Source organism: Ruegeria arenilitoris (genome assembly GCF_013030265.1).
GTDB lineage: Bacteria > Pseudomonadota > Alphaproteobacteria > Rhodobacterales > Rhodobacteraceae > Ruegeria > Ruegeria arenilitoris_E.
Map to the genome: position 1 here is coordinate 25,991 of NZ_WPZQ01000013.1, position 22,994 is coordinate 48,984.

The 22,994-nt window shown below is 55.3% G+C and carries 24 protein-coding genes; 11 read left to right on the top strand and 13 right to left on the bottom strand.

Annotation, left to right across the window (positions count from 1 at the left end):
• Positions 1-661: 661 nt before the first annotated feature.
• The 3 genes from GOX61_RS22645 to GOX61_RS19875 are packed head-to-tail and all read right to left on the bottom strand — an operon-like array spanning position 662 to position 1,867.
• The gene (locus tag GOX61_RS22645; RefSeq protein WP_367646987.1) at positions 662-970 is read right to left on the bottom strand and encodes a GNAT family N-acetyltransferase; all 309 of its coding nucleotides are present in this window, start codon (positions 968-970) and stop codon (positions 662-664) included.
• Between the two features lie 2 nt (positions 971-972).
• Positions 973-1,416: a hypothetical protein gene (locus GOX61_RS19870; protein ID WP_170336544.1), complete on the bottom strand. Its 444-nt coding sequence runs from the start codon at positions 1,414-1,416 to the stop codon at positions 973-975.
• A 37-nt stretch (positions 1,417-1,453) separates the two neighbouring features.
• Positions 1,454-1,867, bottom strand: coding sequence for an antibiotic biosynthesis monooxygenase family protein (locus GOX61_RS19875; protein WP_254436930.1), 414 nt, complete (start codon positions 1,865-1,867; stop codon positions 1,454-1,456).
• Between the two features lie 57 nt (positions 1,868-1,924).
• On the opposite strand from GOX61_RS19875, the gene GOX61_RS19880 reads away from it, so the two are divergent.
• A complete protein-coding gene (locus GOX61_RS19880; protein ID WP_170336546.1) occupies positions 1,925-2,413 on the top strand; it encodes a MarR family winged helix-turn-helix transcriptional regulator in 489 nt (162 codons plus the stop codon).
• 214 nt (positions 2,414-2,627) lie between these two features.
• Here the strand turns inward: GOX61_RS19880 and GOX61_RS19885 are convergent, their stop codons facing one another.
• The 5 genes from GOX61_RS19885 to GOX61_RS19905 are packed head-to-tail and all read right to left on the bottom strand — an operon-like array spanning position 2,628 to position 6,834.
• Positions 2,628-3,170 carry a DUF3833 domain-containing protein gene (locus tag GOX61_RS19885; protein WP_170336548.1) on the bottom strand — a complete coding sequence of 181 codons (543 nt, stop codon included), beginning with the start codon at positions 3,168-3,170 and terminating at the stop codon, positions 2,628-2,630.
• Complete coding sequence (locus GOX61_RS19890) at positions 3,167-3,784, bottom strand: DUF3833 domain-containing protein (protein WP_170336550.1); 618 nt, start codon at positions 3,782-3,784, stop codon at positions 3,167-3,169. The genes GOX61_RS19885 and GOX61_RS19890 overlap by 4 nt, the downstream gene beginning before the upstream one ends.
• The gene (locus tag GOX61_RS19895) at positions 3,781-5,004 is read right to left on the bottom strand and encodes an MFS transporter (RefSeq protein ID WP_170336552.1); all 1,224 of its coding nucleotides are present in this window, start codon (positions 5,002-5,004) and stop codon (positions 3,781-3,783) included. Before GOX61_RS19895 ends, GOX61_RS19890 begins: the two co-directional genes overlap by 4 nt.
• Positions 5,004-5,549, bottom strand: a complete 546-nt coding sequence (locus GOX61_RS19900; protein WP_170336554.1) for a hypothetical protein — start codon at positions 5,547-5,549, stop codon at positions 5,004-5,006. The genes GOX61_RS19895 and GOX61_RS19900 overlap by 1 nt, the downstream gene beginning before the upstream one ends.
• Positions 5,500-6,834 carry an NAD(P)/FAD-dependent oxidoreductase gene (locus GOX61_RS19905; RefSeq protein WP_170336556.1) on the bottom strand — a complete coding sequence of 445 codons (1,335 nt, stop codon included), beginning with the start codon at positions 6,832-6,834 and terminating at the stop codon, positions 5,500-5,502. Before GOX61_RS19905 ends, GOX61_RS19900 begins: the two co-directional genes overlap by 50 nt.
• A 229-nt stretch (positions 6,835-7,063) precedes the next feature.
• Here GOX61_RS19905 and GOX61_RS19910 point away from each other — a divergent pair, with 229 nt between their 5' ends.
• A complete protein-coding gene (locus tag GOX61_RS19910; RefSeq protein ID WP_170336557.1) occupies positions 7,064-7,789 on the top strand; it encodes an SDR family NAD(P)-dependent oxidoreductase in 726 nt (241 codons plus the stop codon).
• A gap of 39 nt (positions 7,790-7,828) precedes the next feature.
• Here the strand turns inward: GOX61_RS19910 and GOX61_RS19915 are convergent, their stop codons facing one another.
• The gene (locus tag GOX61_RS19915) at positions 7,829-8,116 is read right to left on the bottom strand and encodes an I78 family peptidase inhibitor (protein WP_155146808.1); all 288 of its coding nucleotides are present in this window, start codon (positions 8,114-8,116) and stop codon (positions 7,829-7,831) included.
• Between the two features lie 130 nt (positions 8,117-8,246).
• Between GOX61_RS19915 and GOX61_RS19920 the strand changes: the two genes are divergently transcribed.
• The 3 genes from GOX61_RS19920 (at position 8,247) to amaB (ending at position 12,234) form a co-directional block, all read left to right on the top strand.
• Positions 8,247-9,359 carry an S-(hydroxymethyl)glutathione dehydrogenase/class III alcohol dehydrogenase gene (locus tag GOX61_RS19920; RefSeq protein ID WP_170336559.1) on the top strand — a complete coding sequence of 371 codons (1,113 nt, stop codon included), beginning with the start codon at positions 8,247-8,249 and terminating at the stop codon, positions 9,357-9,359.
• Positions 9,360-9,612: 253 nt separating this feature from the next.
• Positions 9,613-10,719, top strand: coding sequence for a saccharopine dehydrogenase family protein (locus GOX61_RS19925; protein WP_170336561.1), 1,107 nt, complete (start codon positions 9,613-9,615; stop codon positions 10,717-10,719).
• 18 nt (positions 10,720-10,737) lie between these two features.
• Positions 10,738-12,234 (top strand): L-piperidine-6-carboxylate dehydrogenase, encoded by a 1,497-nt coding sequence (gene amaB, locus GOX61_RS19930; RefSeq protein WP_170336751.1) that lies wholly within the window; start codon positions 10,738-10,740, stop codon positions 12,232-12,234.
• A gap of 47 nt (positions 12,235-12,281) precedes the next feature.
• Here the strand turns inward: amaB and GOX61_RS19935 are convergent, their stop codons facing one another.
• On the bottom strand, positions 12,282-13,859 hold the full coding sequence (locus GOX61_RS19935; protein ID WP_170336563.1) for a DUF5928 domain-containing protein: 1,578 nt from the start codon (positions 13,857-13,859) through the stop codon (positions 12,282-12,284).
• A gap of 143 nt (positions 13,860-14,002) precedes the next feature.
• Here GOX61_RS19935 and GOX61_RS19940 point away from each other — a divergent pair, with 143 nt between their 5' ends.
• A complete protein-coding gene (locus GOX61_RS19940) occupies positions 14,003-14,821 on the top strand; it encodes a sulfotransferase family protein (RefSeq protein WP_170336565.1) in 819 nt (272 codons plus the stop codon).
• 1 nt (position 14,822) lies between these two features.
• Here the strand turns inward: GOX61_RS19940 and GOX61_RS19945 are convergent, their stop codons facing one another.
• Together GOX61_RS19945 and ilvD are read right to left on the bottom strand one after the other, a co-directional pair.
• Complete coding sequence (locus tag GOX61_RS19945; protein WP_170336567.1) at positions 14,823-15,269, bottom strand: NUDIX hydrolase; 447 nt, start codon at positions 15,267-15,269, stop codon at positions 14,823-14,825.
• 115 nt (positions 15,270-15,384) lie between these two features.
• Complete coding sequence (gene ilvD, locus GOX61_RS19950; protein ID WP_155146796.1) at positions 15,385-17,217, bottom strand: dihydroxy-acid dehydratase; 1,833 nt, start codon at positions 17,215-17,217, stop codon at positions 15,385-15,387.
• 106 nt (positions 17,218-17,323) lie between these two features.
• On the opposite strand from ilvD, the gene GOX61_RS19955 reads away from it, so the two are divergent.
• From GOX61_RS19955 to GOX61_RS19975, 5 genes are all read left to right on the top strand, one after another.
• Entirely contained in the window at positions 17,324-17,887 is a 564-nt protein-coding gene (locus tag GOX61_RS19955) for a helix-turn-helix domain-containing protein (protein ID WP_155146794.1), read from the top strand.
• 35 nt (positions 17,888-17,922) lie between these two features.
• Complete coding sequence (locus GOX61_RS19960; protein ID WP_170336569.1) at positions 17,923-18,192, top strand: CBU_0592 family membrane protein; 270 nt, start codon at positions 17,923-17,925, stop codon at positions 18,190-18,192.
• Positions 18,193-18,286: 94 nt separating this feature from the next.
• Positions 18,287-19,141, top strand: a complete 855-nt coding sequence (gene sseA / locus GOX61_RS19965) for a 3-mercaptopyruvate sulfurtransferase (protein ID WP_170336571.1) — start codon at positions 18,287-18,289, stop codon at positions 19,139-19,141.
• Positions 19,141-20,325 carry an aromatic amino acid transaminase gene (locus tag GOX61_RS19970; RefSeq protein ID WP_170336573.1) on the top strand — a complete coding sequence of 395 codons (1,185 nt, stop codon included), beginning with the start codon at positions 19,141-19,143 and terminating at the stop codon, positions 20,323-20,325. The genes sseA and GOX61_RS19970 overlap by 1 nt, the downstream gene beginning before the upstream one ends.
• Before the next feature lie 90 nt (positions 20,326-20,415).
• A complete protein-coding gene (locus GOX61_RS19975) occupies positions 20,416-21,594 on the top strand; it encodes a patatin-like phospholipase family protein (RefSeq protein WP_170336575.1) in 1,179 nt (392 codons plus the stop codon).
• A 52-nt stretch (positions 21,595-21,646) separates the two neighbouring features.
• On the opposite strand, the gene GOX61_RS19980 is transcribed toward GOX61_RS19975, so the two are convergent.
• Positions 21,647-22,972, bottom strand: coding sequence for an ammonium transporter (locus GOX61_RS19980; protein WP_170336577.1), 1,326 nt, complete (start codon positions 22,970-22,972; stop codon positions 21,647-21,649).
• Positions 22,973-22,994: the final 22 nt, after the last annotated feature.

Sequence of the window (22,994 nt, forward strand, 5' to 3'; positions counted from 1 at the left end):
GTCGGCGAGTGCGCGAGAGACCGCAGTCGAGTAAAAATCGACCAAAAACCGTTTAGGTTGTTGAGTCAGAGATATCACTCTGATAGTTGGAGGCAATGGAAACCCTGATTTAGGAGAGAATAGATATGCTGAATCGTCAGACCTCAATGCTTTGCGCGCCAGGCGCAGTAGCCCGTTAAAGCGGTCTGACAGGTTTCCAATCTGAAGGCCGCCCCGTGAGCGGCCTTTTTTATGTTTTCCTCACGTGGCGGCTTTCCATCAATTTATGGAGAGTACAATGCCAAGTTTATCACTTTACATCCCCCTCAGCCGGTCGCGCAGTCTCTTACTGCAGCTAGTGGCCGTTTTCGCCCGGCGGCCCAGCGGAGATCAGTCCGTTCTGCTCAGGAGAGCCGATCTGCCGGAATATCTGAGGAAAGACGTGGGCCTCCCGCCCGAGGTTGAACACCCACCTCCTTCGCACCATCGGTTCCCGTTTTGAGCAGGCGATCCAGCAAGGGCAGATCTATGCCCTTGCTTTCCTAATCGCACATTGTTCGGCGTACAGGACAATGCTGGCTTACGACTTATGGCGAGATAGTTGTCTTGACCATTACTGCTGTCTCTTCATCCCCAAAGAACTTACGGCCTTGCTCAATGTAGCCTAGTGACGAGTAGAATTTTAGCGCGATGAGGAAGACGAAACTGTGAGTTCTCGCAAACCTCGTTCGAAAGCAACCTTTTCAAGCTTTCCCACCAAGTTACTTCCAATCCTTTTGCGGCGCAGGTCAGATGCGACAAATACAGTTTTTGATTTAGAGCCTTGCGGAGAGTCTGTGCTAATGACCTCTTCATCAGACAAAACGAAGATGATCAGCCTGTTTTTGAAGGATCCAGGATCATGAGACGTCGAGAAGTTGCGGACATAGCGCCAATTCGCTGCGTTTGCTCGGATGTCGGCAATTTGGCCATGCTTGGGTTGGAACTGCATCTTCAGCGAGGCCTCCGAATTTTACCTGTCATTCGTAAACCATCACGAATGTTCAGTCCCATCATCGTGAGGTTGGCCGCCCCGGCGATCAGTTCAATCACCTGAACTGCATAAAATGTGCTGTCGAATTCGCCAGCGGAAGCTTTGCCAGCCAGAAACCAAGCCGCTGGTATAAGGATCAGCAAACCATTCAGCGCAATGATCGGCATACGGGTCTTCTTTGCCCTCGTCAGTGCATCTTTGCGTTTCCGGCCCATTGCCATGCCCGATCCGCCAGCAATGGCCATTGCCGGAATGAGAATGAACATGCCCTTCAGGATCAACGCTTTGACAGCTGCGACTGTTTCATGGCTCGCAAAGAGTTCGCTGGTGACCGTTGATGTCCAGAAGAGGAGGATTATCACAAAGCCGATGCCGCCCGCTATGGCGTGAATCTTTGTTTTCATTGCGGTTCCCTCAAATTGGCTTTTTCAAAGGGTTTCGTCATGCCGTGCAGCAATTTGGCACCGCAACCTTCTCGAACAGGTGGGGTGCTGTCACAGCGCTTGAGGGATAGTGGCTGAGCTGCTGCTGAAACTCGGGGTTTGAAAACGCCGCGCGGAAGTCCGCAACGGAATCCCAGACCGCGTAGTTCAGGTACATGCTGCCATCACCAATGGCTTTATGCAGTTGCGTGCTGATGTAACCCGGTTGCTTTTTCATCCATTGGGCATCGCTCTTCCAGGCTTCAACCAAGGCGTCTTGGTCAACGGGATCGACTGTGAAGAGGTTGACGAGAACGACGGGTCCAGCGTCGATGCTCAATTGTTGTTCAATGGGAAACTCAGGGTCGAGGGGTTTGAAACTCACCATTCGGTACTCCTTGAAAGTCATTTCAATTTGGTGCCATGTTGTCATATTTAGGAAGTATCAAGCAAAATGACAATATGTTGTCAAATAAAACGAGGAATCGACATGTCGGATGAACGAAGGACCGAAGAAGGAGAAGCCGTGACGGCGCTGATACTGGATGTGTTTCGGTTGAACGGTCGATTGCAGCTTGCCGGTGACCGCCTCGTATCAGAACTCGGTCTGACAAGTGCCCGGTGGCAGATCCTTGGCGCCATTGCCTATGCTGAACAGCCGGAATCCGTCGCCTGGCATGCACGGACGATGGGTGTTCACCGGCAAGGCGTTCAACGGATCGTCAACGAGTTGAATAAAGAGGGAGTCGTCGAGTTTCAGCCAAACCCACACCACAAGCGCGCGCATCTTGTTGTTTTGACCCAAAGGGGAAGGAAGCTGTACGAAGCCGCGATTGCGAGGCAAATCCCTTGGGTGAATGAACTCTCGGAAGGCTTGTCGCCAGATGATATTGCGACAGCGCAAAACATTGTAGGCCGTCTCAAGACGCGTCTCGAAGAAGCCTCATCGCAACAAGACCAGAGCCAGAACCAAAGCTGACGCTCGTACAGGGTTCAGCATCGGACTTTCTGGGCTCCCTGCCACCGTTCTCTGCGGTCAGTTTGCATTGGCTGTAAGAGCTCAGAGTTGCCGGTGCTTCCACTTCCATCTTTCGTTCCTTCTGCAGCTTGTGAGGGTAACCTCAGCACGCGAAACGTCGACAGCTTTGGCAGCGCCCAATATCTGGCCAACATACCGCTCCCAACACGTGGTTCTATTTCTTCTCGAAAAACAAAATCACCTCACCAAGACGAATACCGAAGCGTGAGACGTAGGCGCGGTTGAGTAGTCTGTCGTCTTCCAATAGCCACATCCAATCGTCAAAATTCACGCGCATCGTGCCATCTTTGACAGGCAAATCTATCTTGTAATTCCAGTTAAAGGTATCACCCCGTTCGACCCCGCTGGCTGTTCCCAGAACACCCGGCGCGGTCCCGGTCCACGTGTCCTCGCCAGTTTTTGTCAGTGTCCAGACCCGCTGCTCGGTTGCGTCGTCATCATAGATGAAATCCTCTACCAGAGTCAGCGTCTTACCATCCCAGGTACCGTCGATATCGACCGTGAACCGGCGCGGGACGTTGCCCAGAACGTCCTGGAACTGGCCATAGGCCACAGTTTTACCTTCAAAGAATTCCTCAAGGTTAAGTTGTCGGTCCGATAGAAATGTCTTTGGAACGCGTGGTTTGGCTGAACAGGCGGCGAGTATTGCCAACCCTGCAAGGGCGACGATTGCTACAAGGGTGCGGCGGGCGATCATTGCAACGGCCTCAGTTCAGAGTCTGTATCATGACCATTAGCGCCATGCAGATGGGCCGATTTTATCTCGGGCGACGGGCGCATCGTGGCAACCAACTCGGCCACCTTGATGCCGAATTTTCGCATCTCAGAGCGATTCATGATCGCGCCGTTCTCGGTCAGGTACATCCAGTCGGTCACATCCAACGTATGCCCACCGGCGTCCTTGGGCAGGATGATCCGATATGTCAACTTGACGGTTGCGCCGGAAATCACACCCTTGCCCTCGCCCACGATGTCATCGGCCGTTGCGGTGAATGTGTTGCCGGTGCCCAGCGTCAGGTACCATTTTCGGGTCATCTGTTTACCGTTGGAATAGGTGAAATACTCGGACAATGTCCCGGTATTGCCTTCCCATTCGCCCACCATACGCGCGACGAAGCTGTTCGACATCTTACCATTGGGACCATAGATCAAACCCTCTGACAGGATTTCTCCGTTTAGATGCTTTTTAAGTGAAAACTGGGGGCCTGTGTTTTCGTAGTCGGCAGGTGCCTGAGCGCGAAAACTGAGAAATCTGCCCTTTGCCACGATCAGGGCGAGGGTGGCAAACAGGATGACTGCGATGAGTTTCATTTGGCTGATACCTCTGACGGCAGCGTCAAAACCATCCCGAACGCGCCGAGTTTGAGAATGCAGGGAAGGACAGCATAGGCAAAGTTGAGCGTTTCCAATGCCTGAGCCGAGTTAGGTTGCCCCGGGAAAAAACCGCTGCGTTCAAGCAGTGGCAGTGTGAAAAAGGCGGCCAATGCGAGGCCTAGTTTGCCTGCGAATGACCAGATGCCGAATGCGGCTGATGCGTTTAGTCCCGCGCGGGTCAGTACGACCGAGAACATGGCGGGCAAAACGACCATATCGGCCCCAAGTGCCGCACCGGATGCGATGCAGATGACGGCGAAACCGGACAGGTTGCCCGCCGACAGAGTCGCCGCGCCAATGAACCCGGCGATCGACAGCGGCATTGCAATAATCAGTGTCTGTTTCGGGCCAATCCGGTTGCTTAGGCGAGCCCAAAGAGGAACACTTGCTCCTGCGCTCAGAAAGAAAAGGATCAGCAAAGGGCCAGCCTTGCCCGGCAGTTGCAGCCGATCTTCTACAAAAAACAGAAACAAGGTTGAGGTGATCGCAACCGGTAGGCTGTTGACCAGCGCAAGGGCAAGGAGCCTGAGCCCGCCAGATTTGCCAAGGCCCGCGAAAGACAGCCCCTCTCCGGTGATCGGTGGACGCTGCCAGATTGGAAAAGTCAGTACGATAGTGATGACTGACAGCACGCCCAAGAACAGACCAAACGCAGGGTAACCCTGTGCACTGGCGCCCAAAGTCACGAACAGGGCAGGTGCGCTGGCTGCAAGAATAACTCCGGTCAACTGACCACCTTCGCGGTAGGCGGCGAGTGTCATCAGCTCTTTGGGATCCGGGCGTTTCGCCAGAGTGGCGCTGCGTCCATAAAGCAGGATGGTGCCAAGGCTGTAGGCCGAAAAGAGTAGAACGAGAATGGCAATCAGCGTGCCGAGAGCGGCGCCGTCAGAGAGCATGAACAACAGTGGAAAACCGACGGCTAACCCGATCGCGGCAGCTGCAGCAAACAGAATTTGTGCATCCGGCCATCGGTCAATTGCCCAGCCGATCAAAGGATCCTGTACCAGATCAACCAGCCGGATAATCAAAAGGACTGTTCCGATAACACCCAGGCCGATACCCAAGTTTACCGCTGCAAATCGTGGCAGGTGGATGTAAAGCGGGATGCCTGCAGCAGCGAGCATCAGAGCATACAAGCTGACCCTGGGATACAGCATCACTGCCCCTTGAGCTGGCTTGTAAACGATGCAGATCGGGTGTTTGAGCCCAGAAAGATCGACATAAATCCGCGTTTGGCACCCGAATAGGACAATGTGCAGGTCTTGCGCCCATTCCGCCAGAACCCAATGGCATTGGGCCCTTGCGAGATCGCCAGATAGGTATCGCCTTTACTGACCGCTTGAAAACACTGCTCCAACTGAGCGCGCGTGGGCGCGTTGTTACCCTGGCGCGCAATCTCTTCCAGTGTGGAATTAACCAGTGCTTTCTGGGTCAGGTTTTTCCGGTAGGTCAATTCCAGCCCGAAGTCTTCATTCCAACTGAAGGGCGCACCGCCAGTTGTGTATAGTTTTGCATCATACAGGGGCAGCCCGAGAAATCGGAACGTGCCGCTACCAAGCAGCTGCGCATTGTTCAGTTCCTTTGATACGACCGAAGCTGCCAGACCCGACGGGACCAGTAGCGCAATCACCAGAAGCGCTGCGCGAATGCTATCAAAGATCAGCCGCAACGGGTATGGCCGGGTCTCTTTCAAGAATGCCATTTTCAGCTCCGATGGTCTGCGGGATACCTTCGATGCGCTCAACAACATGCATGGCGCTGGCGATCCCGTCTTCGTGAAAACCGTGCCGGTTATACGCCCCGGCAAACCAGGTCCTGTTTTGTCCCTGCATTTCGCGGATATTGCCTTGTGCCCTCAGGGCAGCTTTGTCGAATACAGGGTGGGCGAATTCGACCTCGTCATAAATCTTGTCTTCATGGATTTCTGACGAAGCGTTCAGGGTCACAAACAGCGGATCGCTGTCGGGGATGTTTTGAAGGCGGTTCATCCAATAGGTGACACCCACATTTCCTGCCTGCGAGCGATAGGTCCAACTGGACCAGCAAGCACGTCGGCGCGGCATCTGGCTTGGATCGCAGTGCAGAACTGCCTTGTTGGGTTGATAGCGAATGGCACCTAGCGCGTCTGTTTCATCCCGGGTCGCGTTGTCTCCAAGTATGGCCAGCGACTGATCTGAATGTGTAGCCAGGATGATCTCATCAAACAAATCTGCCTGCCCATGGCTGTGCACACTCACACCCAGGGAATCCCTTTGGATGCCCTCAACCGGGGTGGCCACGCGGATATCGCAGCCACGGGCGCGCAAGGCGGTTTCAATTCGGCGAACATATTCGACACTGCCGCCTTTGACAGTCCACCATTGGTGCTGTTTGGCACGGCCACTGGCGAGCAATGCGTGATTGCGGAAAAACTGAACCAATGAGCGTGCGGGGAAGCGGTCAACGAATTCGACCGGTGTAGACCAGATCGCGCCGCACATTGGCATCAGGTAGTTGTGTCGGAACCAGTGGCCCAACCGCAGTTGATCAACAAGCTCACCGATTGTGGTGTCATCATCCTGCGCGGCAGCCGGGGCCTCTTTGCTAAAACGCAGGATGTCGGCGATCATTTTATAGTAGGCGGGCCGGGCAAGATTACGTTTTTGGGCCGTCAGGGTACGGAGATTGTTCAGCCCGTACTCGATACGACCGTTATCGATCGTGGCACCAAAGCTCATTTCGCTTTTGGTGACCGGGACATTCAGTTCTTCGAACAGACGGGTCAGATAAGGGTAGGTCGCGTAGTTGAACACGATGAATCCGGTATCGACGGGCTGATCTCCGTTTCGTCCGGCAAGCACGGTGCGGGCGTGACCGCCCAGTCGGGGCTCAGCTTCGTACAGTGTTACATCATGAGATTTGGATAGATAATAGGCTGCGGATAGACCTGAAATGCCTGCACCAACAATCGCGATCTTTTTGCGTACGCCCCGAGTTTCGTCGAACATGTCATCCTCTTTGTGTGACATTTTACAAGGGGATACGCTGGGTGATCGTTTGCGGATCATTCATGCTAGAAAAATATTTTTGACGCGCTAAATCATGTCGCTTGGCTATGAGCGGCCGATTTGGTGTGATCCGACGGTATCGCGGGTTCGTATTCTCTCTAAAATGACCAGAATGGCGCCCTTTTCCCTCTAAAGCCACGCGTTTTCGTGCGAATAGAAAGACCCGATCATGAGTAAGTTCGAAGGTAAAACCTATTGGATCATCGGCGCGAGCGAAGGATTGGGTCTTGCTCTGGCCAAGGCGCTGAGCCGTCAGGGTGCACGCCTGATACTGTCGGCGCGCAACGCCGATCGTCTGTCCGAGATTTGCGATACGCTGCCCGACGCGCGTGCCGTGCCAGTTGATGTAACCGACCTGAATGCAGTTCGGGATGCGGTTTCTGAGGCCGGGGATATCGATGGTCTGGTCTATAACGCCGGAGCTTATGAGCCTATGAAGACGGCGGACTGGGATACCGAAGCCGCGCTGGCAATGAGCGACGTCAACTTCACCGGGGCACTCAGGGTGTTGGGCGAGACCGTGCCCGGTTTTGTCCGCGCTACACGCGGAGATATTACGCTGATCGGATCGCTTGCGGGATATCACGGGTTACCGGCCGCGATTGGATATGGTTCCAGCAAGGCTGCGCTGATCTCTCTGGCAGAAACGATGCGGCACGATCTGGCAGGCACCGGCGTTACGGTTCGGATCGTCAATCCCGGCTTTATCAAGACGCGGCTGACCGAAAAGAACAACTTTAAGATGCCGATGCTGATGACGCCCGAAGACGCGGCGGATCGGGTTCTGCGCGCCATGTCCCGGCGTCGTTTTCGTACCGATTTCCCTGCTCCGTTTTCCTGGGCCATCAGGTTTTTGGACTATGTGCCGGACTTTCTGGTTTACCGTGGAAAATAGACCAGTGTTGCGGGTGAAAGTCGGGAAACTCAGCCAAATCTACCCACAGGTCAGCCGCTGAATTACCCCTGCGCCGTTGACATAAACGTTCAGCCGATCAATGCGATAATCCTGCGTTGCGATGTCATCAGGCCCCAATACACGTGATCTTTCAGGCAAACTGGCCTGAATCGTTGATACCGGCTGGCCCACAGAATCGGCAAAGGGCTCACCCTTACAGAACGCCAGATCAACGGCTGCAGCCTCGGATGTAGAAGCGCTTTCCTCAGTCACAGTTGTTTCCGCACAGGCGGCCAGAACGAACAGGATCGGGATAAAACGGTGCATTGGCGCTCCTTTTTCTGGCAATGTCGTTTCTGTAATATCAATTATTTAGCTAACCTGTCACGAAAGCGCAGTTGAAAACACCCTGTATTTGACGCAGGGTCGGGTCAAATTTGACAGGGAGAATAGCAACATGCGTACCCGTGCAGCGGTTGCCCTTCAGGCGGGCAAACCTTTGGAAGTGATGGACGTGAACCTTGAAGGGCCCAAAGCGGGCGAGGTTCTGGTCGAGATCAAGGCCACCGGCATCTGCCACACTGATGAATTTACCCTGTCGGGTGCTGATCCCGAAGGCCTGTTCCCTGCCATTCTGGGCCACGAAGGTGCTGGCGTTGTGGTTGAAGTCGGCCCGGGTGTCACCAGCCTGAAGCCAGGCGATCACGTGATCCCGCTTTACACCCCGGAATGTCGCGAATGTGAGTACTGTCTGCACCCCAAAACCAACCTGTGTCAGGCAATCCGTTCGACTCAGGGCCAGGGTCTGATGCCCGATGGCACATCGCGCTTCTCGACGTTGGATGGTGACCCGATCCTGCACTACATGGGCTGCTCTACCTTCTCGAACCACACAGTTCTGCCCGAGATTGCGCTGGCCAAAGTGCGTGAAGACGCGCCTTTCGACAAGATCTGCTACATCGGTTGCGGTGTGACCACCGGTATTGGCGCGGTGATCAACACCGCCAAGGTGGAAATCGGCAGCCGTGCTATCGTCTTCGGTCTGGGCGGTATCGGTTTGAACGTGATTCAGGGCCTGCGTCTGGCCGGGGCCGATCAAATCGTCGGCGTTGACCTGAACCCGTCGAAAGTTGAGATGGCGACCAAGTTCGGCATGACCGATTTCGTGAACCCGAACGAAGTCGAAGGCGATCTGGTACCCTATCTGGTTGATCTGACCAAAGGCGGCGGCGACTATACCTTTGATGCCACCGGCAATGTCGGCGTGATGCGCGCGGCACTGGAATCGGCGCATAAGGGCTGGGGTGAATCGATTATCATCGGCGTCGCGCCCGCAGGTGCCGAGATTTCGACCCGTCCGTTCCAGCTGGTCACCGGTCGTTCGTGGCGCGGCACCGCCTTTGGTGGCGCGCGTGGCCGGACCGATGTGCCGAAGATCGTTGACTGGTATATGGAAGGTAAGATCGAGATCGATCCGATGATCACCCACACCATGGGTCTGGATGACATCAACAAAGGGTTTGATCTGATGCACAAAGGCGAGAGCATCCGGTCGGTGGTTGTTTACTAAGGCAACAACAACCTAACTGATTCAAAGTTTTGACGGCGTGCTCAAAAGGCGCGCCGTTTTTCTTTGTGTGCACAAGGTCAGGCTATTCCTTGCTGGTTTAGTCAAACATTTCGGCGACTTACTGGCGCCGACAAAACGCATAAATGATCGTCATAATGACGAAATTATCCGCTATTTCGTCAACACGCATGCTGTGTGCCGGACAACCTCCGCTCCATAATTCTTATTAATCAATGAATGGAGGAGGCAAATCTTGGGCTGGAATGTTTGCATTGTCGGGGCAGGGAAGATCGGTCAGATGATCGCAACCTTGCTGAAAGGCTCACCACATTATTCAGTGACGGTTGCGGATCACGATCTGAACGCACTCTCGGCATTGAACAAGCTTGGTATTGCCACAAGGCAAATAGATGCGGGTGATGAACAGGCACTGGCCAAAGGTCTTGAGGAGTTTGATGCGGTTATCTCTGCAGCGCCTTTCTTTCTGACACCCGTGATTGCCAAGGCTGCCAAGGCAGCAGGCGCACATTACTTTGATCTGACCGAAGATGTTGCGGCAACCAATGCAGTGCGTGAACTGGCAAAGGCCAGCGAAACCGCATTCATGCCGCAATGCGGTCTGGCCCCGGGATTTGTAGGTATCGCCGGTTCCGCACTTGCATCAGAGTTTGATGAAATCGACAGTCTTCATATGCGGGTCGGTGCGTTGCCGCTCTATCCGACCAATGCGTTGAAGTACAATCTGACATGGTCAACTGACGGCCTGATCAATGAATACTGCAATCCCTGCGATGCCATCGTGAACGGTAAGTTGGTCAAGACCGCACCCCTTGAGGACTATGAAATCCTTGGTCATGACGGCGTCGAGTATGAGTGCTTCAACACGTCCGGAGGCCTTGGTACCCTGCCTGAGACACTGGAAGGCAAGGCGCGAGCGGTGTCCTATCGTTCCATCCGCTACCCGGGTCATCGCGATATCCTCAAGCTTTTGCTGTCAGACCTTGGTCTGGAGCGTCGCCGGGATTTGCTGAAGGAAATATTTGAGGCGGCTCTGCCACGCACTGATCAGGATGTGGTTCTTGTCTATTGCACGGCAAAGGGCATGATCGATGGTCAGTTGCGGGAGAAATCCCTTATCAACAAGTCCTTTGCGCGTGTCATCGATGGACAAGTTTGGAGCGCAATTCAGATCACCACGGCTGCAGGTGTGCTTGGCGTCGTCGATCTGATGCGAACCGGGGCGCTGCCTTCCAAAGGCTTCATCCGACAAGAGCAAGTAAATCTGCAGGATTTCCTGAACACCGAATTCGGCCGGCTGTATCGCGCTGGCGACGTAACCGAACAACACAAGGCGGCTTGAGACATGAAAGACGTTGTCATGACAGCAGAAACCACACTCGCAAATCTGGATCTGACCGCAGCAGACCTGACCGGGGGCACGCTAACAGTAACATCCCCGATTGACGGCAGAGTTTTGGCTGAGGTTCATGAAACATCGGCCTCTGAAATGAACGCGATCTTTGCCCGAGCAAAAACAGCGTTCCGGGAATGGCGTGTTGTGCCAGCCCCGCGACGGGGCGAGTTAATCCGCCTGCTGGGCGAAGAACTGCGTGCAGCCAAGGATGATCTGGGGGCATTGGTCAGCTGGGAGGCGGGCAAGATCACTTCTGAAGGTCTGGGTGAAGTGCAGGAGATGATCGACATCTGCGACTTTGCCGTTGGACTGTCGCGCCAGCTCTATGGTCTGACCATCGCATCCGAACGCCCCGGGCATCGGATGATGGAAACCTGGCATCCGGCCGGTCCTGTTGGCGTGATCTCAGCCTTCAATTTCCCGGTCGCAGTATGGTCATGGAACGCAGCGCTCGCCTTGGTTTGCGGCGATCCGGTAATCTGGAAGCCATCCGAAAAGACCCCACTTACCGCGATGGCCTGTCAGAAAATCTTTGAACGCGCACTGGCCCGGTTTGGTGATTCACCTGAAGGCCTGTTGCAAACACTGATCGGTGGTGCCGATCTTGGGGAGGCTTTGGTGGCCAGTGAAGACGTGCCAGTCATCTCAGCCACGGGTTCAACCCGCATGGGTCGGGCGGTAGCTCCGATCGTGGCGCAGCGTTTTGGAAAGTGCATTCTGGAGCTTGGCGGCAACAACGCCATGATCGTTGGCCCATCTGCCGATCTGGAAATGGCAGTTCGTGCAATCGTGTTCTCTGCGGTTGGTACCGCCGGACAGCGGTGCACCACGCTCCGTCGTTTGATCGTGCACAACTCGATCAAGGATGAACTGGTTGCGCGGTTGAAGAAAGCCTATGCCGGGCTGCCTATCGGTGATCCGCTGACGGATGGCACACTGGTTGGTCCTCTGGTGGACGAGGCATCCGGCAAGGCGATGACCGCAGCGCTGGAGTCTGCAAAATCCGAGGGCGGAACGGTCTTTGGTGGCAATCGCGTAACCGAAGGCGTGCCCGCAGGTGTCTACATGGAACCGGCCATTGTTGAGATGCCCGGTCAGACAGCGACGGTTAAGACCGAGACCTTTGCGCCGATCCTCTATGTCATGGGTTATGAGAATTTTGAGGATGCGCTGGAGATCCAGAACGATGTTCCTCAGGGTCTATCGTCGTGCGTATTCACGCTGAACATGCGTGAGGCCGAGCAATTCCTGACGGCAGCTGGTTCGGACTGTGGCATCGCAAACGTCAATATCGGTCCATCAGGAGCCGAAATTGGCGGTGCGTTCGGCGGTGAAAAGGAAACCGGCGGCGGTCGTGAAAGCGGCTCGGATGCGTGGAAGGCCTATATGCGCCGTCAAACCAACACGGTGAACTATTCTGCCGAATTGCCGCTGGCCCAGGGCGTCAAGTTTGACATCTGAACAATTATCCGGCGGCGCTTATCTGCGCCGCCGGGTTTTATGGGAATTCAATCCACAAACAGGTAATCAAGCCGCATAACGGCCTGAGCTTTTTCTTCCGATACATCCAGAAATTCAGCGATTGTGGCTTCGTTCTCAGTACGATCCGCTGTTTCCCGAATGCGCAGGTACTGTTCGGTACCGGCATTACGGATTTGTTCGGATTCGTAGGCCATATCGTTGCGTATAGTCGGCAATAGCCGCTCGACCGTTTCGGCTGGTGTGCTCTCTCCGGCCAGTCCGACACGGCGCGCATGTCCAACCAGATACTCGTCAGAATATTCGCACTCGATCTCCAGCACGTGGGTTTTGGACTGGTCCGCGCAGAAATCCTGAACGATGTCTGCGTTCGAGGGATCAACACACACCACCAATTGGTCTGTCTCAAAGTGATCGAACAGCATCTGAATTACAGCGCGCCTGTGCCGTGATCGCTTGAGCAACGTGGTTTCGATACCCCCCAGATCGGGCAGCGGTGTATCCTGCTCATTGAACAGATACTCGACACATGGAATATCCGTCTCGGATGCAATCTGATCAACCAGACGCTTGGCCACGTGCCATTTCTTGCAGACAATCAGAAACAGTTCACGCTCGGCCCCCAATGTGTTCCCGGTTTCCCAGAACCGTTGCCCAAACCTTCGGCCAACACGCCCACGTCCGGCAAGAAAGCTGTAAAGGTTACGCCCTTCGTCCGAGATCTGAAAATCGACCCCTTCACTTGAGTACAGCTGGCCCAGCTTTTCTTTCAGATCATGAGCCTCGGGGCTGATCTTGCGCGCGAACAGGTAATCCTGTCCCAGCAGCAGATCGTAGTGATCGTTGTAGAACGTCACGGGCATTCCGTAGTCCGAGAACATCAGGAATGTCAGTGTGCGATTGTCGATCTCATGCTTTGGGATCAAGTGGCGGACAAGGGTTTGAAAAAAGGTCTCATCCGGTATCCAGGTGGTCGAGAAGAACTTGATGACATCACGGCGTTGACGCAGGAAATCAAGGATCATTTCAACGGTGCGCCTGCGCAGACACCACCATTGGCTGCCGATCATGACTTGAATGTCATGCGGAATATCCCGCGTCAGGCCAAAGCGTTTTTGCAATTCGAACGAGGCATAGAACCGCCCGCTTTGCGTGCGTTCATTGAAGTAGTGTCTGTAGATCAGCCGGTCTTCTTTCATACCGGTTTTGATCCAGTCGCTTTCGAAGAAATCGTGACTTTCGATGAAATCCCTGTCGTTTTGATCAAGAAAACGGTGGGCATACTCGGCTGTCTTGATCGCCATGCAGTCGCCTGACAGCATGTAGAAATGCGTCGCGCGAGGGAAAGCATCGACCGCGGCCTGCAAAGCATACAAGGTCGCCTGGACCAGTGACCATTCCCCCCAACCGCATTTGATGCGCCGGGTCGCGAAGGTCACGTTTGGATTGTCCTTCAGGGCGGTGCGGATGCGGTCGTAATCAGCATCACGGGAGCGCGCATCGAAGTGGATGGCCATGCAATCGCCAGCTGCGGTCAGCTGCTCGGCCTGCGAGATGATCGCATCAGGGTCTTTATGACACAGCAAAATGTAGGCAATCTTTGCCATAAGTCGAACGTAATTCCTGTTTCTGCCCGTTTCCAACCGTGATACTGAGGATGAGCGATTGAATAAACAGAATAATTTTGCTTGTTTAGGGCCAAACGCTGACGCGTCAACTTGAGACCCGGACAGCTCAGGAGGCATTGCAGATGGGTTTTCCCGGTACATGGATGACCGAGAGTGAGAGCATGGTCTACCGTGTTGTGCCTAAATGCGCCTGCTCAACCATCGGCCAGATCATGTATTACTCTGATCATGGTCAGTTTTTTGACGGTGATATCCACGACGCCAAGGACGGGATGCACAAATGGGCGTTCGACTCCAGTCAGGATTCGATTTCCAGCAACGTGCGATCCCATACCTCATATGCCTTCACCTGCGTACGCAATCCCTATACCCGTATTCTGAGTTCGTTTTTTGACAAGATTTGCGGCATTCAGCGTAACGGTAAGCGGTATCGCGGGAATCTGGTTCCAACGCTGATCTACAACTATGGGATCGAAGTCGGCGGGGACGACGGTAAAGGTAAATTCGATCAGATCGCCAGCTTTCGCCGTTTTTTGCTGTTTGCGCGTGATACCATCCGCTGGCGTCGTCCGATGGACCCGGACATTCACTGGTCAGCCATGTCCGGGCACGTATCGACCTTCATCGTGAATGGCGGGCGATATGACCGAATTTTCTGGACCGAGAAATTCAACGATGGGATGCAGGACGTGCTAAGCCATGTCGAGACGCCCAACGCCGTGACCTTGTCGGAAATTCCGCGCTTTAACGAATCCGAAGGTCACGGGCCAAAACGTGCACACCCGGTCGAAGACTATTTTGACGACCTGTCGATGCACCTGGTGTACGAAATCTACAAAAATGATTTCGAGCTGTTCAAATACGATTTCGAAAACCCTGCCAACAAGATGCCGATTGGCGAGATTGATCTGGATGAGGTTCACGCCAAACTTGGCGACTGAGTTAACGGAGCAGGTGATCTTTCAGGCCTGTGGGGTAAAGTTCCGGACCGCCGATATCCAAGGTATCCAGACTGAACCAGCCTGCCGTCCAGCTCTGACCATCGTCTTCCGAGAATGAAATCGAGGTATCGGGCAAATTCAAAAGTTCCGGGCACTGGATCTCGGCCACAAAGATAATCTCATGCCCCTGATGACCTTCGTGCTGGTAGAGATTCTCGATCACCAGCGGTTGTCCACTGATTTCAATTGCCACATCAAGCTCTTCTCTGAACTCACGTTTCAGCGCGTCGTGCCAAGTTTCACCGAATTCGACCGATCCACCTAAAGGACGCACGCCCTTGATACGGCCGGTGTCATCCGGAACTTCGGCAGCGAGGAGTTTACCATCCCGCCAATGCAAGCCTATGGCTTTGACGCGGATACCATTATGCGGGCGCCAGAATGTCATGGTTTTCACCGAGCTTTCTATGGATATCATTGAATGCAAAAGAGAAAGGCCTCGCTATTCTTGTTAGCGAGGCCTTTCAAGCTATTGTAGTTTTGGTGGTTTGGAAACCGCTTCGTTACACTTGACGCACAGCACCTTTTGCAGCGCTTGTTGTCAGCTTGGCGTATGCTTTGAGCGCGGTGGACACTTTGCGCTTGCGTGGTTCAGTGGGCACCCAGCCCTTTTCATCCTGCTCTTCGCGTCGCGCGGCCAGTTCTTCGTCTGACACGGCCAGATGGATTGTGCGGTTTGGGATGTCGATCTCGATCTTGTCGCCGTTCTTGACCAGTCCGATCTCACCACCTTCTGCCGCTTCGGGCGAAACGTGACCAATCGAAAGGCCCGATGTACCGCCTGAGAAGCGACCGTCTGTCAGCAGCGCACAGGCTTTGCCCAGACCTTTGGATTTCAGGTAGGACGTCGGATATAGCATTTCCTGCATACCCGGTCCGCCACGCGGGCCTTCATAGCGGATCACCACCACGTCTCCTTCTTTGACCTTGCCCGTCAGGATGTCGTTAACCGCCTGATCCTGACTTTCGCAGACATAGGCCGAGCCGGTGAACTGCAGGATATTTGCATCCACACCCGCAGTTTTCACAATGCAGCCGTCGCGCGCGATGTTGCCGAACAGAACCGCCAGACCGCCGTCTTGGCTGAACGCGTGCTCCTTGGACCGGATCACGCCGCCTTCACGGTCGGTGTCCAGTTCTTTGTACCGGTTCGACTGGCTGAAGGCCTGTGTCGTGCGCACGCCACCCGGCGCGGCCTTGAACAAGTCCTGCGCCGCCGGGTTGTTGGCAATCTTGATGTCCCAATTGGCAATTGCCTCACCCATCGTGGCCGAATGCACGGTGCTGCAATGTTCATGCAGCAGTCCGGCCCGGCTAAGCTCGCCGAGGATCGAGAAGATACCACCGGCGCGGTGCACGTCCTCCATGTGAACGTTCTCGGTATTGGGTGCGACCTTACACAGGCATGGCACCTTGCGGCTGAGGCGATCCATGTCGGACATGGTGAAGTGCACCTCACCCTCATGCGCGATGGCCAGCAGGTGCAGAACCGTATTGGTCGATCCGCCCATGGCGATATCAAGGCTCATTGCGTTTTCAAACGCGTCGAACGTGGCGATTTCGCGGGGAAGGAAGCCTTTTTCATCCAGATCGTAGTGCCGTTTGGTGATTTCGACGATCCGGCGCCCGGCTTCAAGGAACAGGTTCTTGCGGTCAGCATGCGTGGCCAGGGTCGAGCCGTTGCCCGGCAACGCCAGACCCAGAGCTTCGGCCAGACAATTCATCGAGTTGGCGGTGAACATGCCCGAGCACGAACCACAGGTCGGGCAGGCGTTTTCTTCGATGTGCTGGACCTGCTCATCGGTGTAGTTTTCGTTGGCCGCCGCAACCATCGCATCTACGAGGTCGATTTTTTTGACGTCCAGATCGGCGATGTCGATCTTGCCGGCTTCCATCGGGCCGCCTGAAACGAAGATCGCCGGGATGTTCAGGCGCATGGCGGCCATCAGCATGCCGGGGGTGATCTTGTCGCAGTTCGAGATGCACACCATCGCATCGGCGCAGTGTGCGTTGACCATGTATTCAACCGAATCCGCGATGACCTCTCGCGAAGGCAGCGAATACAGCATCCCGTCATGGCCCATGGCGATACCGTCATCCACCGCGATGGTGTTGAACTCTTTCGCAACACCGCCTGCGGCCTCAACTTCGCGCGCGACCATCTGGCCCAGATCCTTCAGGTGCACGTGGCCGGGCACAAACTGGGTGAACGAGTTGACGATGGCGATGATCGGTTTGCCGAAATCGTCATCTTGCATACCGGTGGCGCGCCACAGGCCGCGGGCACCGGCCATATTGCGGCCATGGGTTGAGGTTCTGGATCGGTACATTGGCATGATGCTGTTTCCCTTTTGCCCCGGTTGCGATATTCGGGATGCGTACGTTATAGCGCACGTACCACATGTGCGCTATAACGCACAAGAGGATTCGAGAGACGACAAGATGGCACCGGATGAAATTACGCTGAAACTACGGGATGTGCGGGCGGCCTCGGGGCTGAGCCTGTCCAAGGTCGCTGACATGACCGGGGTCAGCAAGGCCATGTTGGGCCAGATCGAACGCGGCGAATCGAGCCCGACGATTGCGACACTTTGGAAGATCGCAAAAGGGTTCCAGATGCCGCTGAGCGCCCTGATCGGGCCTGCTGCGATGCGCGATCCGGCTGATGCCGATGTTTTCCGCACGGTGACCTTCCCGGGCAGTATCGAAGTCAAGATCGTCTTTCCCTATGATCCCGCGCTCGGAGCCGAAACCTTTCATGTCGAGCTTTCCCCAAACCAGAGCCATGAATCGGCTGCCCATGCGACGGGGGTAACCGAAGAAGTGTTTGTTCTGAACGGAACGCTGGACGTTCTGCGCGACGGTGATTGGGTTCCGCTACAGGCTGGGCAGGGATTGCGGTTTGCCGCTGATTTGCCACACGGCTACCGGGCCGGGGCCACCGGTGCAGCCTTTCTGAACATGCACCATTATGGGCAACCAGCTACAGCAGCGCCGGTCGCCTGATCCCATAAAACACCAATTCCATCCGGAGGCAGGCGATGGCCGCTTTTCTTGACAGTCTGACTTTGGCCGACGCTGTCGGCTCATTTGGCGCCATGGTCGTTGTGGCCGCTTACTTTGCGACACAGATGCGGATGATGAATTCCGATGATCTGGCCTTTCCGATCCTCAATCTAGCCGGGTCCGTTCTGATCGTTTACTCGCTGTTGCAGAACTTCAATCTGGCTTCGATGCTTATCGAATGCTTTTGGATCGTGATCAGCATCATCGGGATAGTTCAGTTCATCAGATTGCGCCGCGCCAATTGAATGCGACATGATCTGGATTGGTAGCGCCATCCAGTCTTGAACCCGCACCAACGCGCGTATAGGGACAACTCAAGCTCGCTTAGGGGAGGCTTTGATGCTGGACGATCCGAAAACCCTCGTTTCTACCGAATGGCTTGCCGCTCATCTCAAGGACCCGGATCTGCGGATTCTGGACGGGTCTTGGTATTTGCCGCAGCAGGGGCGAGACGCAAAGGCCGAGTATGAGGCCGGTCACATCCCCGGTGCACGGTTTTTCGATATCGATGACATTTCCGATCACCGCTCGGACCTGCCGCACATGGCGCCTCCGGTCGAGAAATTCATGTCGCGCCTGCGGGCCATGGGTGTGGGCGACGGACATCAGGTGGTGGTCTATGACGGCGCCGGGCTGATGTCTGCTGCACGGGTCTGGTGGCTGTTTCGCCTCATGGGGCAAGAGAACATTGCAGTATTGGACGGGGGCATGCCCAAGTGGCAGGCCGAAGGTCGTGAGATCGAGGATTTGCCTCCGGTAATCCGGGATCGCCACATGACCGTTCGGGTTCAAAACCATCTGGTACGTGATGTGACTCAGGTATCGGCTGCAGCCAAGCTGGCAGATCATGAAATCATCGACGCGCGTTCTGCCGACCGCTTTGCCGGAACCGGGGTTGAGCCGCGCGAAGGTCTGCGTTCGGGTCACATCCCGGGATCGCGCAATGTACCCTTTGGCAATTTGCTGAACAAGAACGGTACGATGAAATCGCCCGAGGATTGCCGTGCAGTGTTCGAAGCCGCGGGCGTAGACCTGACCAAACCGGCTATCACGTCCTGCGGATCAGGCGTGACTGCTGCCATCCTCAGCCTTGCGCTTGAGCGCATCGGCAAAAAAGACCATTCGCTTTATGACGGCTCCTGGGCCGAATGGGGTGCCTTCCCGACCCTGCCCGTCGCAACCGGAGAGAACTGATGTTCGAATTTCTCAAGCCGCAGCCAGCTGACAAGATTCTGGCGCTGATGCAAATGTATCGCGAGGATCCGCGCGACCAGAAGATCGACCTGGGTGTCGGTGTTTACAAGAACGCCGATGGCCTGACACCGATCAAACGTGCGGTGAAGGCAGCCGAGAAGCGCATTTGGGAAGAACAGGAAACAAAGGCCTATACCGGGCTTGCAGGCGATCCGGCTTTTGCCGACGTGATGATTGGCCTGATTTTGGGTACTTCCGTTGCACGCGGCAATATCGCTGCTGTGGCAACACCGGGTGGGACAGGCGCATGCCGTCAGGCATTTGAACTGATCCGTATGGCCAATCCTTCGGCACGTGTTTTCGTTTCGAACCCAACATGGCCAAACCACCTGTCGATCCTGAACTATCTGGGCATCGAAACAGTGCAGTATCGCTATTTTGATGGCGAAACTCGCGGTGTTGATTTCGATGGCATGATCGAAGACCTCAAAACCGCCAATGCAGGTGACGTGGTCCTGCTGCATGGATGCTGCCACAACCCGACAGGTGCAAACCTGAACATGGTGCAATGGCAGGAAGTGGTGAACCTGATCAACGAGCGCGGCCTCGTTGCAATGATCGACATTGCCTATCAAGGCTTTGGTGATGGTCTGACTGAAGACGCTCAAGCCACGCGACTGGTGGCCTCGTCGGTCAAGGAATGCCTGATCGCCGCCTCATGCTCTAAAAACTTTGGTGTCTATCGTGAACGGACCGGTCTGCTGATGGCTGTCAGTGCGGATGCAGGACAAACAGCTCTGAATCAGGGAGCGCTGGCTTTCCTGAACCGGCAGAACTATTCGTTCCCACCGGATCACGGCGCGCGTGTTGTCACCACGATCCTGATGGACGAGGCACTGCGCGAAGATTGGGCGACCGAGCTGGAAGAGGTGCGCTTGTCAATGCTGGGTCTGCGCCAGCAACTGGCCGATGAGCTGCAGCGGCTGAGCGGCTCGGACCGTTTCGGATTTCTTGCACAGCATCGCGGCATGTTCTCGCGTCTTGGTGCGTCGCCTGAACTGGTCGAGAAGCTGCGCGTTGAGCACGGTATTTACATGGTCGGTGACAGCCGCATGAACATTGCCGGGCTGAACGCGACGACGGTCCCTATTCTGGCTCAGGCGATTGTTGATGTTGGAGCATAACAACTCCGTCACGGTGGAACAAAAGCGCACATAAAGGCAGACGGTCCTGTCCGGAAGCCGTTGTCACAAACTCCGGATAGGATCTCTGTCTTGCAGTCGCTCCGTTCTATATGTCTGGTCGCCTCAATACTTGCCGTTGCGGCCTGTGAAGCTTCATATCCAAGGGATGAGATTGCTCCGCCTGCTGACCGGTACGAGCAATTCTATCCCGCCGGCGCAGATCAGGACGTCCGAGAATACGAAGATGAATTCTCGCAATCCAACCCGGCCCGCATCGCCAGCTATCGCGCTGCTCTGACACAGGTTCCCCGAACCCGCGGCGTGAACATTCTTGCCCTATCTGGTGGGGGGCAGCACGGGGCGTATGGGGCCGGTGTGCTGAACGGTTGGACCGCTTCGGGAAACAGACCAAAATTTGATATTGTCACGGGAATTTCTACGGGTGCTTTGATTGCACCATTTGCCTTTCTCGGACCTGAGTACGACGATCGGATCGAACGGTTCTATACGCAATCCACGACGCGGGATGTTGTGCGCCTTGACCTTGGTGGTGCCTTGTTCGGCAAGGGGTTCCTTGCGAAAACGACCCCTCTGCGGGCGGCAATCGAGCGTGAGCTTTCAGATGACGTGATCAACAAGATTGCGCAGGAACATGACAAAGGTCGCCGTCTTTTTGTCGGAACGACAAACATCGACGCCGAACGTCCGGTAACCTGGGACATCGGCGCTATCGCGATGATCGGTACCGAAAAATCGCGCCAGCTAATTCGTCAGGTCGTGCTGGCTTCTGCCTCTATCCCTGTTGTGTTCGAGCCCGTTTCCATCTCGGTCACCGATGGTGACATCTTGCGCGAAGAACTGCATGTCGATGGCGGGCTCACGCGCGAGGTGTTTGCCTATCCACATGGGATAGAAATGCGTAAACTGCTCAAGCGTTCTGGACTGAGCGGGCGTCAGAATCGCATTTGGGTAATTCACAACAAAAAGCTTGAGGCGCACTACGCGCCGCAGGCCGAAAACGCCACTGCCGTTGCTCAGCGCGCGTTCGAATTGCTGATCAGGGCGCAGAGCATTGGAGATATCGAGCGGATCGTTGAACAGGGCGCGAGGGACGGTTTGGTGACAAACCTGACGTGGATACCGGTCGAGTTTGATGTTCAGCCCGAAGAAGCCTTCGATAAGGACTATATGACGAAACTGTTTGCTCTGGGCCGGTTCGCCGGGCAGCAAAAAGACGCCTGGCTGTATGACGTGAGTTCGCTTTACTGAAAACGCCGGACCATCAGGCCCGGCGTATTCATTTGCTCAAATTGAGATGGTTTTAGCTTCTCGAGAACTCAGGGTACGCCTCCATACCCAACTCGCCCATATCCAGACCATTAATCTCTTCTTCCTCGCCAACCCGCAGGCCAACGGTTGCCTTGAGGATCGAGAACAGGATGAAGCTGACCACGAAGACGAAGACACCGATGGCAGCGAAGCCGATGATCTGAGTCACAAAGGATGCATCTCCATTGGTCCACGCCACGATGAAAGTGCCCCAGAAGCCCGCAATCAGGTGAACGGGGATTGCGCCAACGACGTCGTCGATCTTCATGCGATCCAGCATTGGAACGGTCAGGACAACGATCACGCCACCGACGGCACCGATGATCAGCGCCTGGAACAGCGACGGAGCCAGAGGTTCGGCGGTGATCGAGACCAGACCGGCCAGTGCGCCGTTCAGAACCATGGTGAGGTCGACCTTGCCATACATCAGCTGTGTCAGGATCAGCGCTGCAACGGCACCCGCTGCAGCGGCCATGTTGGTATTGGCAAAGATGCGGCTGATGTCGGCCATGTCACCAATGGTGCCCATCGCAAGCTGCGAGCCGCCGTTAAAGCCGAACCAGCCCAGCCACAGGATAAATGTACCCAGGGTTGCCAGCGCGAGGTTCGAGCCGGGGATCGGAACCACTTTGCCATCCTTGTTGTACTTGCCGATACGAGGGCCCAGCACAATGGCACCTGCCAGCGCTGCGAAGCCACCTGCGGCATGCACCAGGGTTGAGCCTGCGAAATCGCTAAAGCCCATCTCGGACAGCCAGCCACCGCCCCACTGCCAGGACGCTTCGATCGGGTAGATGATGCCCGTCAGGACGATCACGAAGATGAAGAAGGGCCACAGTTTGATCCGCTCGGCCACGGTGCCCGAAACGATCGATGCGGTGGTGGCGCAGAACATCAGCTGAAAGAAGAAATCCGAGCCTACCGAAGCGTAGGACAGATCGGTCTCGACACCATCAAGGCCAACAGGTTCCAGAGATGTTGGTGAAAACGCGCCAAGAACGCCTGTGATGGTCCAGCCATCGCCCGGATACATCAGGTTGAAGCCAACCAGCCAGTACATGATAGCGGCAAACGAAAACAGACCCATGTTCTTGATCAGCTGCATGGCCACGTTCTTGGAGCGTACCAGACCGGCTTCAAGCATGGCGAAGCCTGCGGCCATCCAGAACACCAGGAAGCCGCCGACCAAAAACAGCAGCGAGGTCAGGATGTATTGCGTATGCTGCGCGGTCTCGCCAGCGGCGGCCTCTTGCGCAAGGCCCATCTGCGGCAACGCGACGATCGCGGCGGCAGGGATGAGAGATTTCATCAGGTTCATGTGACTTCCTCGAATGATTTGA

Bases quoted from the DNA above. Each gene is read 5' to 3' on its own strand.
- GOX61_RS19980 (WP_170336577.1), bottom strand. From the start codon at position 22,972: ATGAACCTGATGAAATCTCTCATCCCTGCCGCCGCGATCGTCGCGTTG.
- GOX61_RS19915 (WP_155146808.1), bottom strand. From the start codon at position 8,116: ATGCACCGTTTTATCCCGATCCTGTTCGTTCTGGCCGCCTGTGCGGAA.
- GOX61_RS19890 (WP_170336550.1), bottom strand. From the start codon at position 3,784: ATGAAACTCATCGCAGTCATCCTGTTTGCCACCCTCGCCCTGATCGTG.
- GOX61_RS19945 (WP_170336567.1), bottom strand. From the start codon at position 15,269: ATGACATTCTGGCGCCCGCATAATGGTATCCGCGTCAAAGCCATAGGC.
- GOX61_RS19935 (WP_170336563.1), bottom strand. From the start codon at position 13,859: ATGGCAAAGATTGCCTACATTTTGCTGTGTCATAAAGACCCTGATGCG.
- GOX61_RS19885 (WP_170336548.1), bottom strand. From the start codon at position 3,170: ATGATCGCCCGCCGCACCCTTGTAGCAATCGTCGCCCTTGCAGGGTTG.
- amaB (WP_170336751.1), top strand. From the start codon at position 10,738: ATGACAGCAGAAACCACACTCGCAAATCTGGATCTGACCGCAGCAGAC.
- GOX61_RS19880 (WP_170336546.1), top strand. From the start codon at position 1,925: ATGTCGGATGAACGAAGGACCGAAGAAGGAGAAGCCGTGACGGCGCTG.
- GOX61_RS19900 (WP_170336554.1), bottom strand. From the start codon at position 5,549: ATGGCATTCTTGAAAGAGACCCGGCCATACCCGTTGCGGCTGATCTTT.
- GOX61_RS19960 (WP_170336569.1), top strand. From the start codon at position 17,923: ATGGCCGCTTTTCTTGACAGTCTGACTTTGGCCGACGCTGTCGGCTCA.
- GOX61_RS19875 (WP_254436930.1), bottom strand. From the start codon at position 1,867: ATGACAACATGGCACCAAATTGAAATGACTTTCAAGGAGTACCGAATG.
- sseA (WP_170336571.1), top strand. From the start codon at position 18,287: ATGCTGGACGATCCGAAAACCCTCGTTTCTACCGAATGGCTTGCCGCT.
- GOX61_RS22645 (WP_367646987.1), bottom strand. From the start codon at position 970: ATGCAGTTCCAACCCAAGCATGGCCAAATTGCCGACATCCGAGCAAAC.
- GOX61_RS19870 (WP_170336544.1), bottom strand. From the start codon at position 1,416: ATGAAAACAAAGATTCACGCCATAGCGGGCGGCATCGGCTTTGTGATA.
- GOX61_RS19905 (WP_170336556.1), bottom strand. From the start codon at position 6,834: ATGTTCGACGAAACTCGGGGCGTACGCAAAAAGATCGCGATTGTTGGT.
- GOX61_RS19920 (WP_170336559.1), top strand. From the start codon at position 8,247: ATGCGTACCCGTGCAGCGGTTGCCCTTCAGGCGGGCAAACCTTTGGAA.
- GOX61_RS19940 (WP_170336565.1), top strand. From the start codon at position 14,003: ATGGGTTTTCCCGGTACATGGATGACCGAGAGTGAGAGCATGGTCTAC.
- GOX61_RS19910 (WP_170336557.1), top strand. From the start codon at position 7,064: ATGAGTAAGTTCGAAGGTAAAACCTATTGGATCATCGGCGCGAGCGAA.
- ilvD (WP_155146796.1), bottom strand. From the start codon at position 17,217: ATGCCAATGTACCGATCCAGAACCTCAACCCATGGCCGCAATATGGCC.
- GOX61_RS19895 (WP_170336552.1), bottom strand. From the start codon at position 5,004: ATGCTGTATCCCAGGGTCAGCTTGTATGCTCTGATGCTCGCTGCTGCA.
- GOX61_RS19970 (WP_170336573.1), top strand. From the start codon at position 19,141: ATGTTCGAATTTCTCAAGCCGCAGCCAGCTGACAAGATTCTGGCGCTG.
- GOX61_RS19955 (WP_155146794.1), top strand. From the start codon at position 17,324: ATGGCACCGGATGAAATTACGCTGAAACTACGGGATGTGCGGGCGGCC.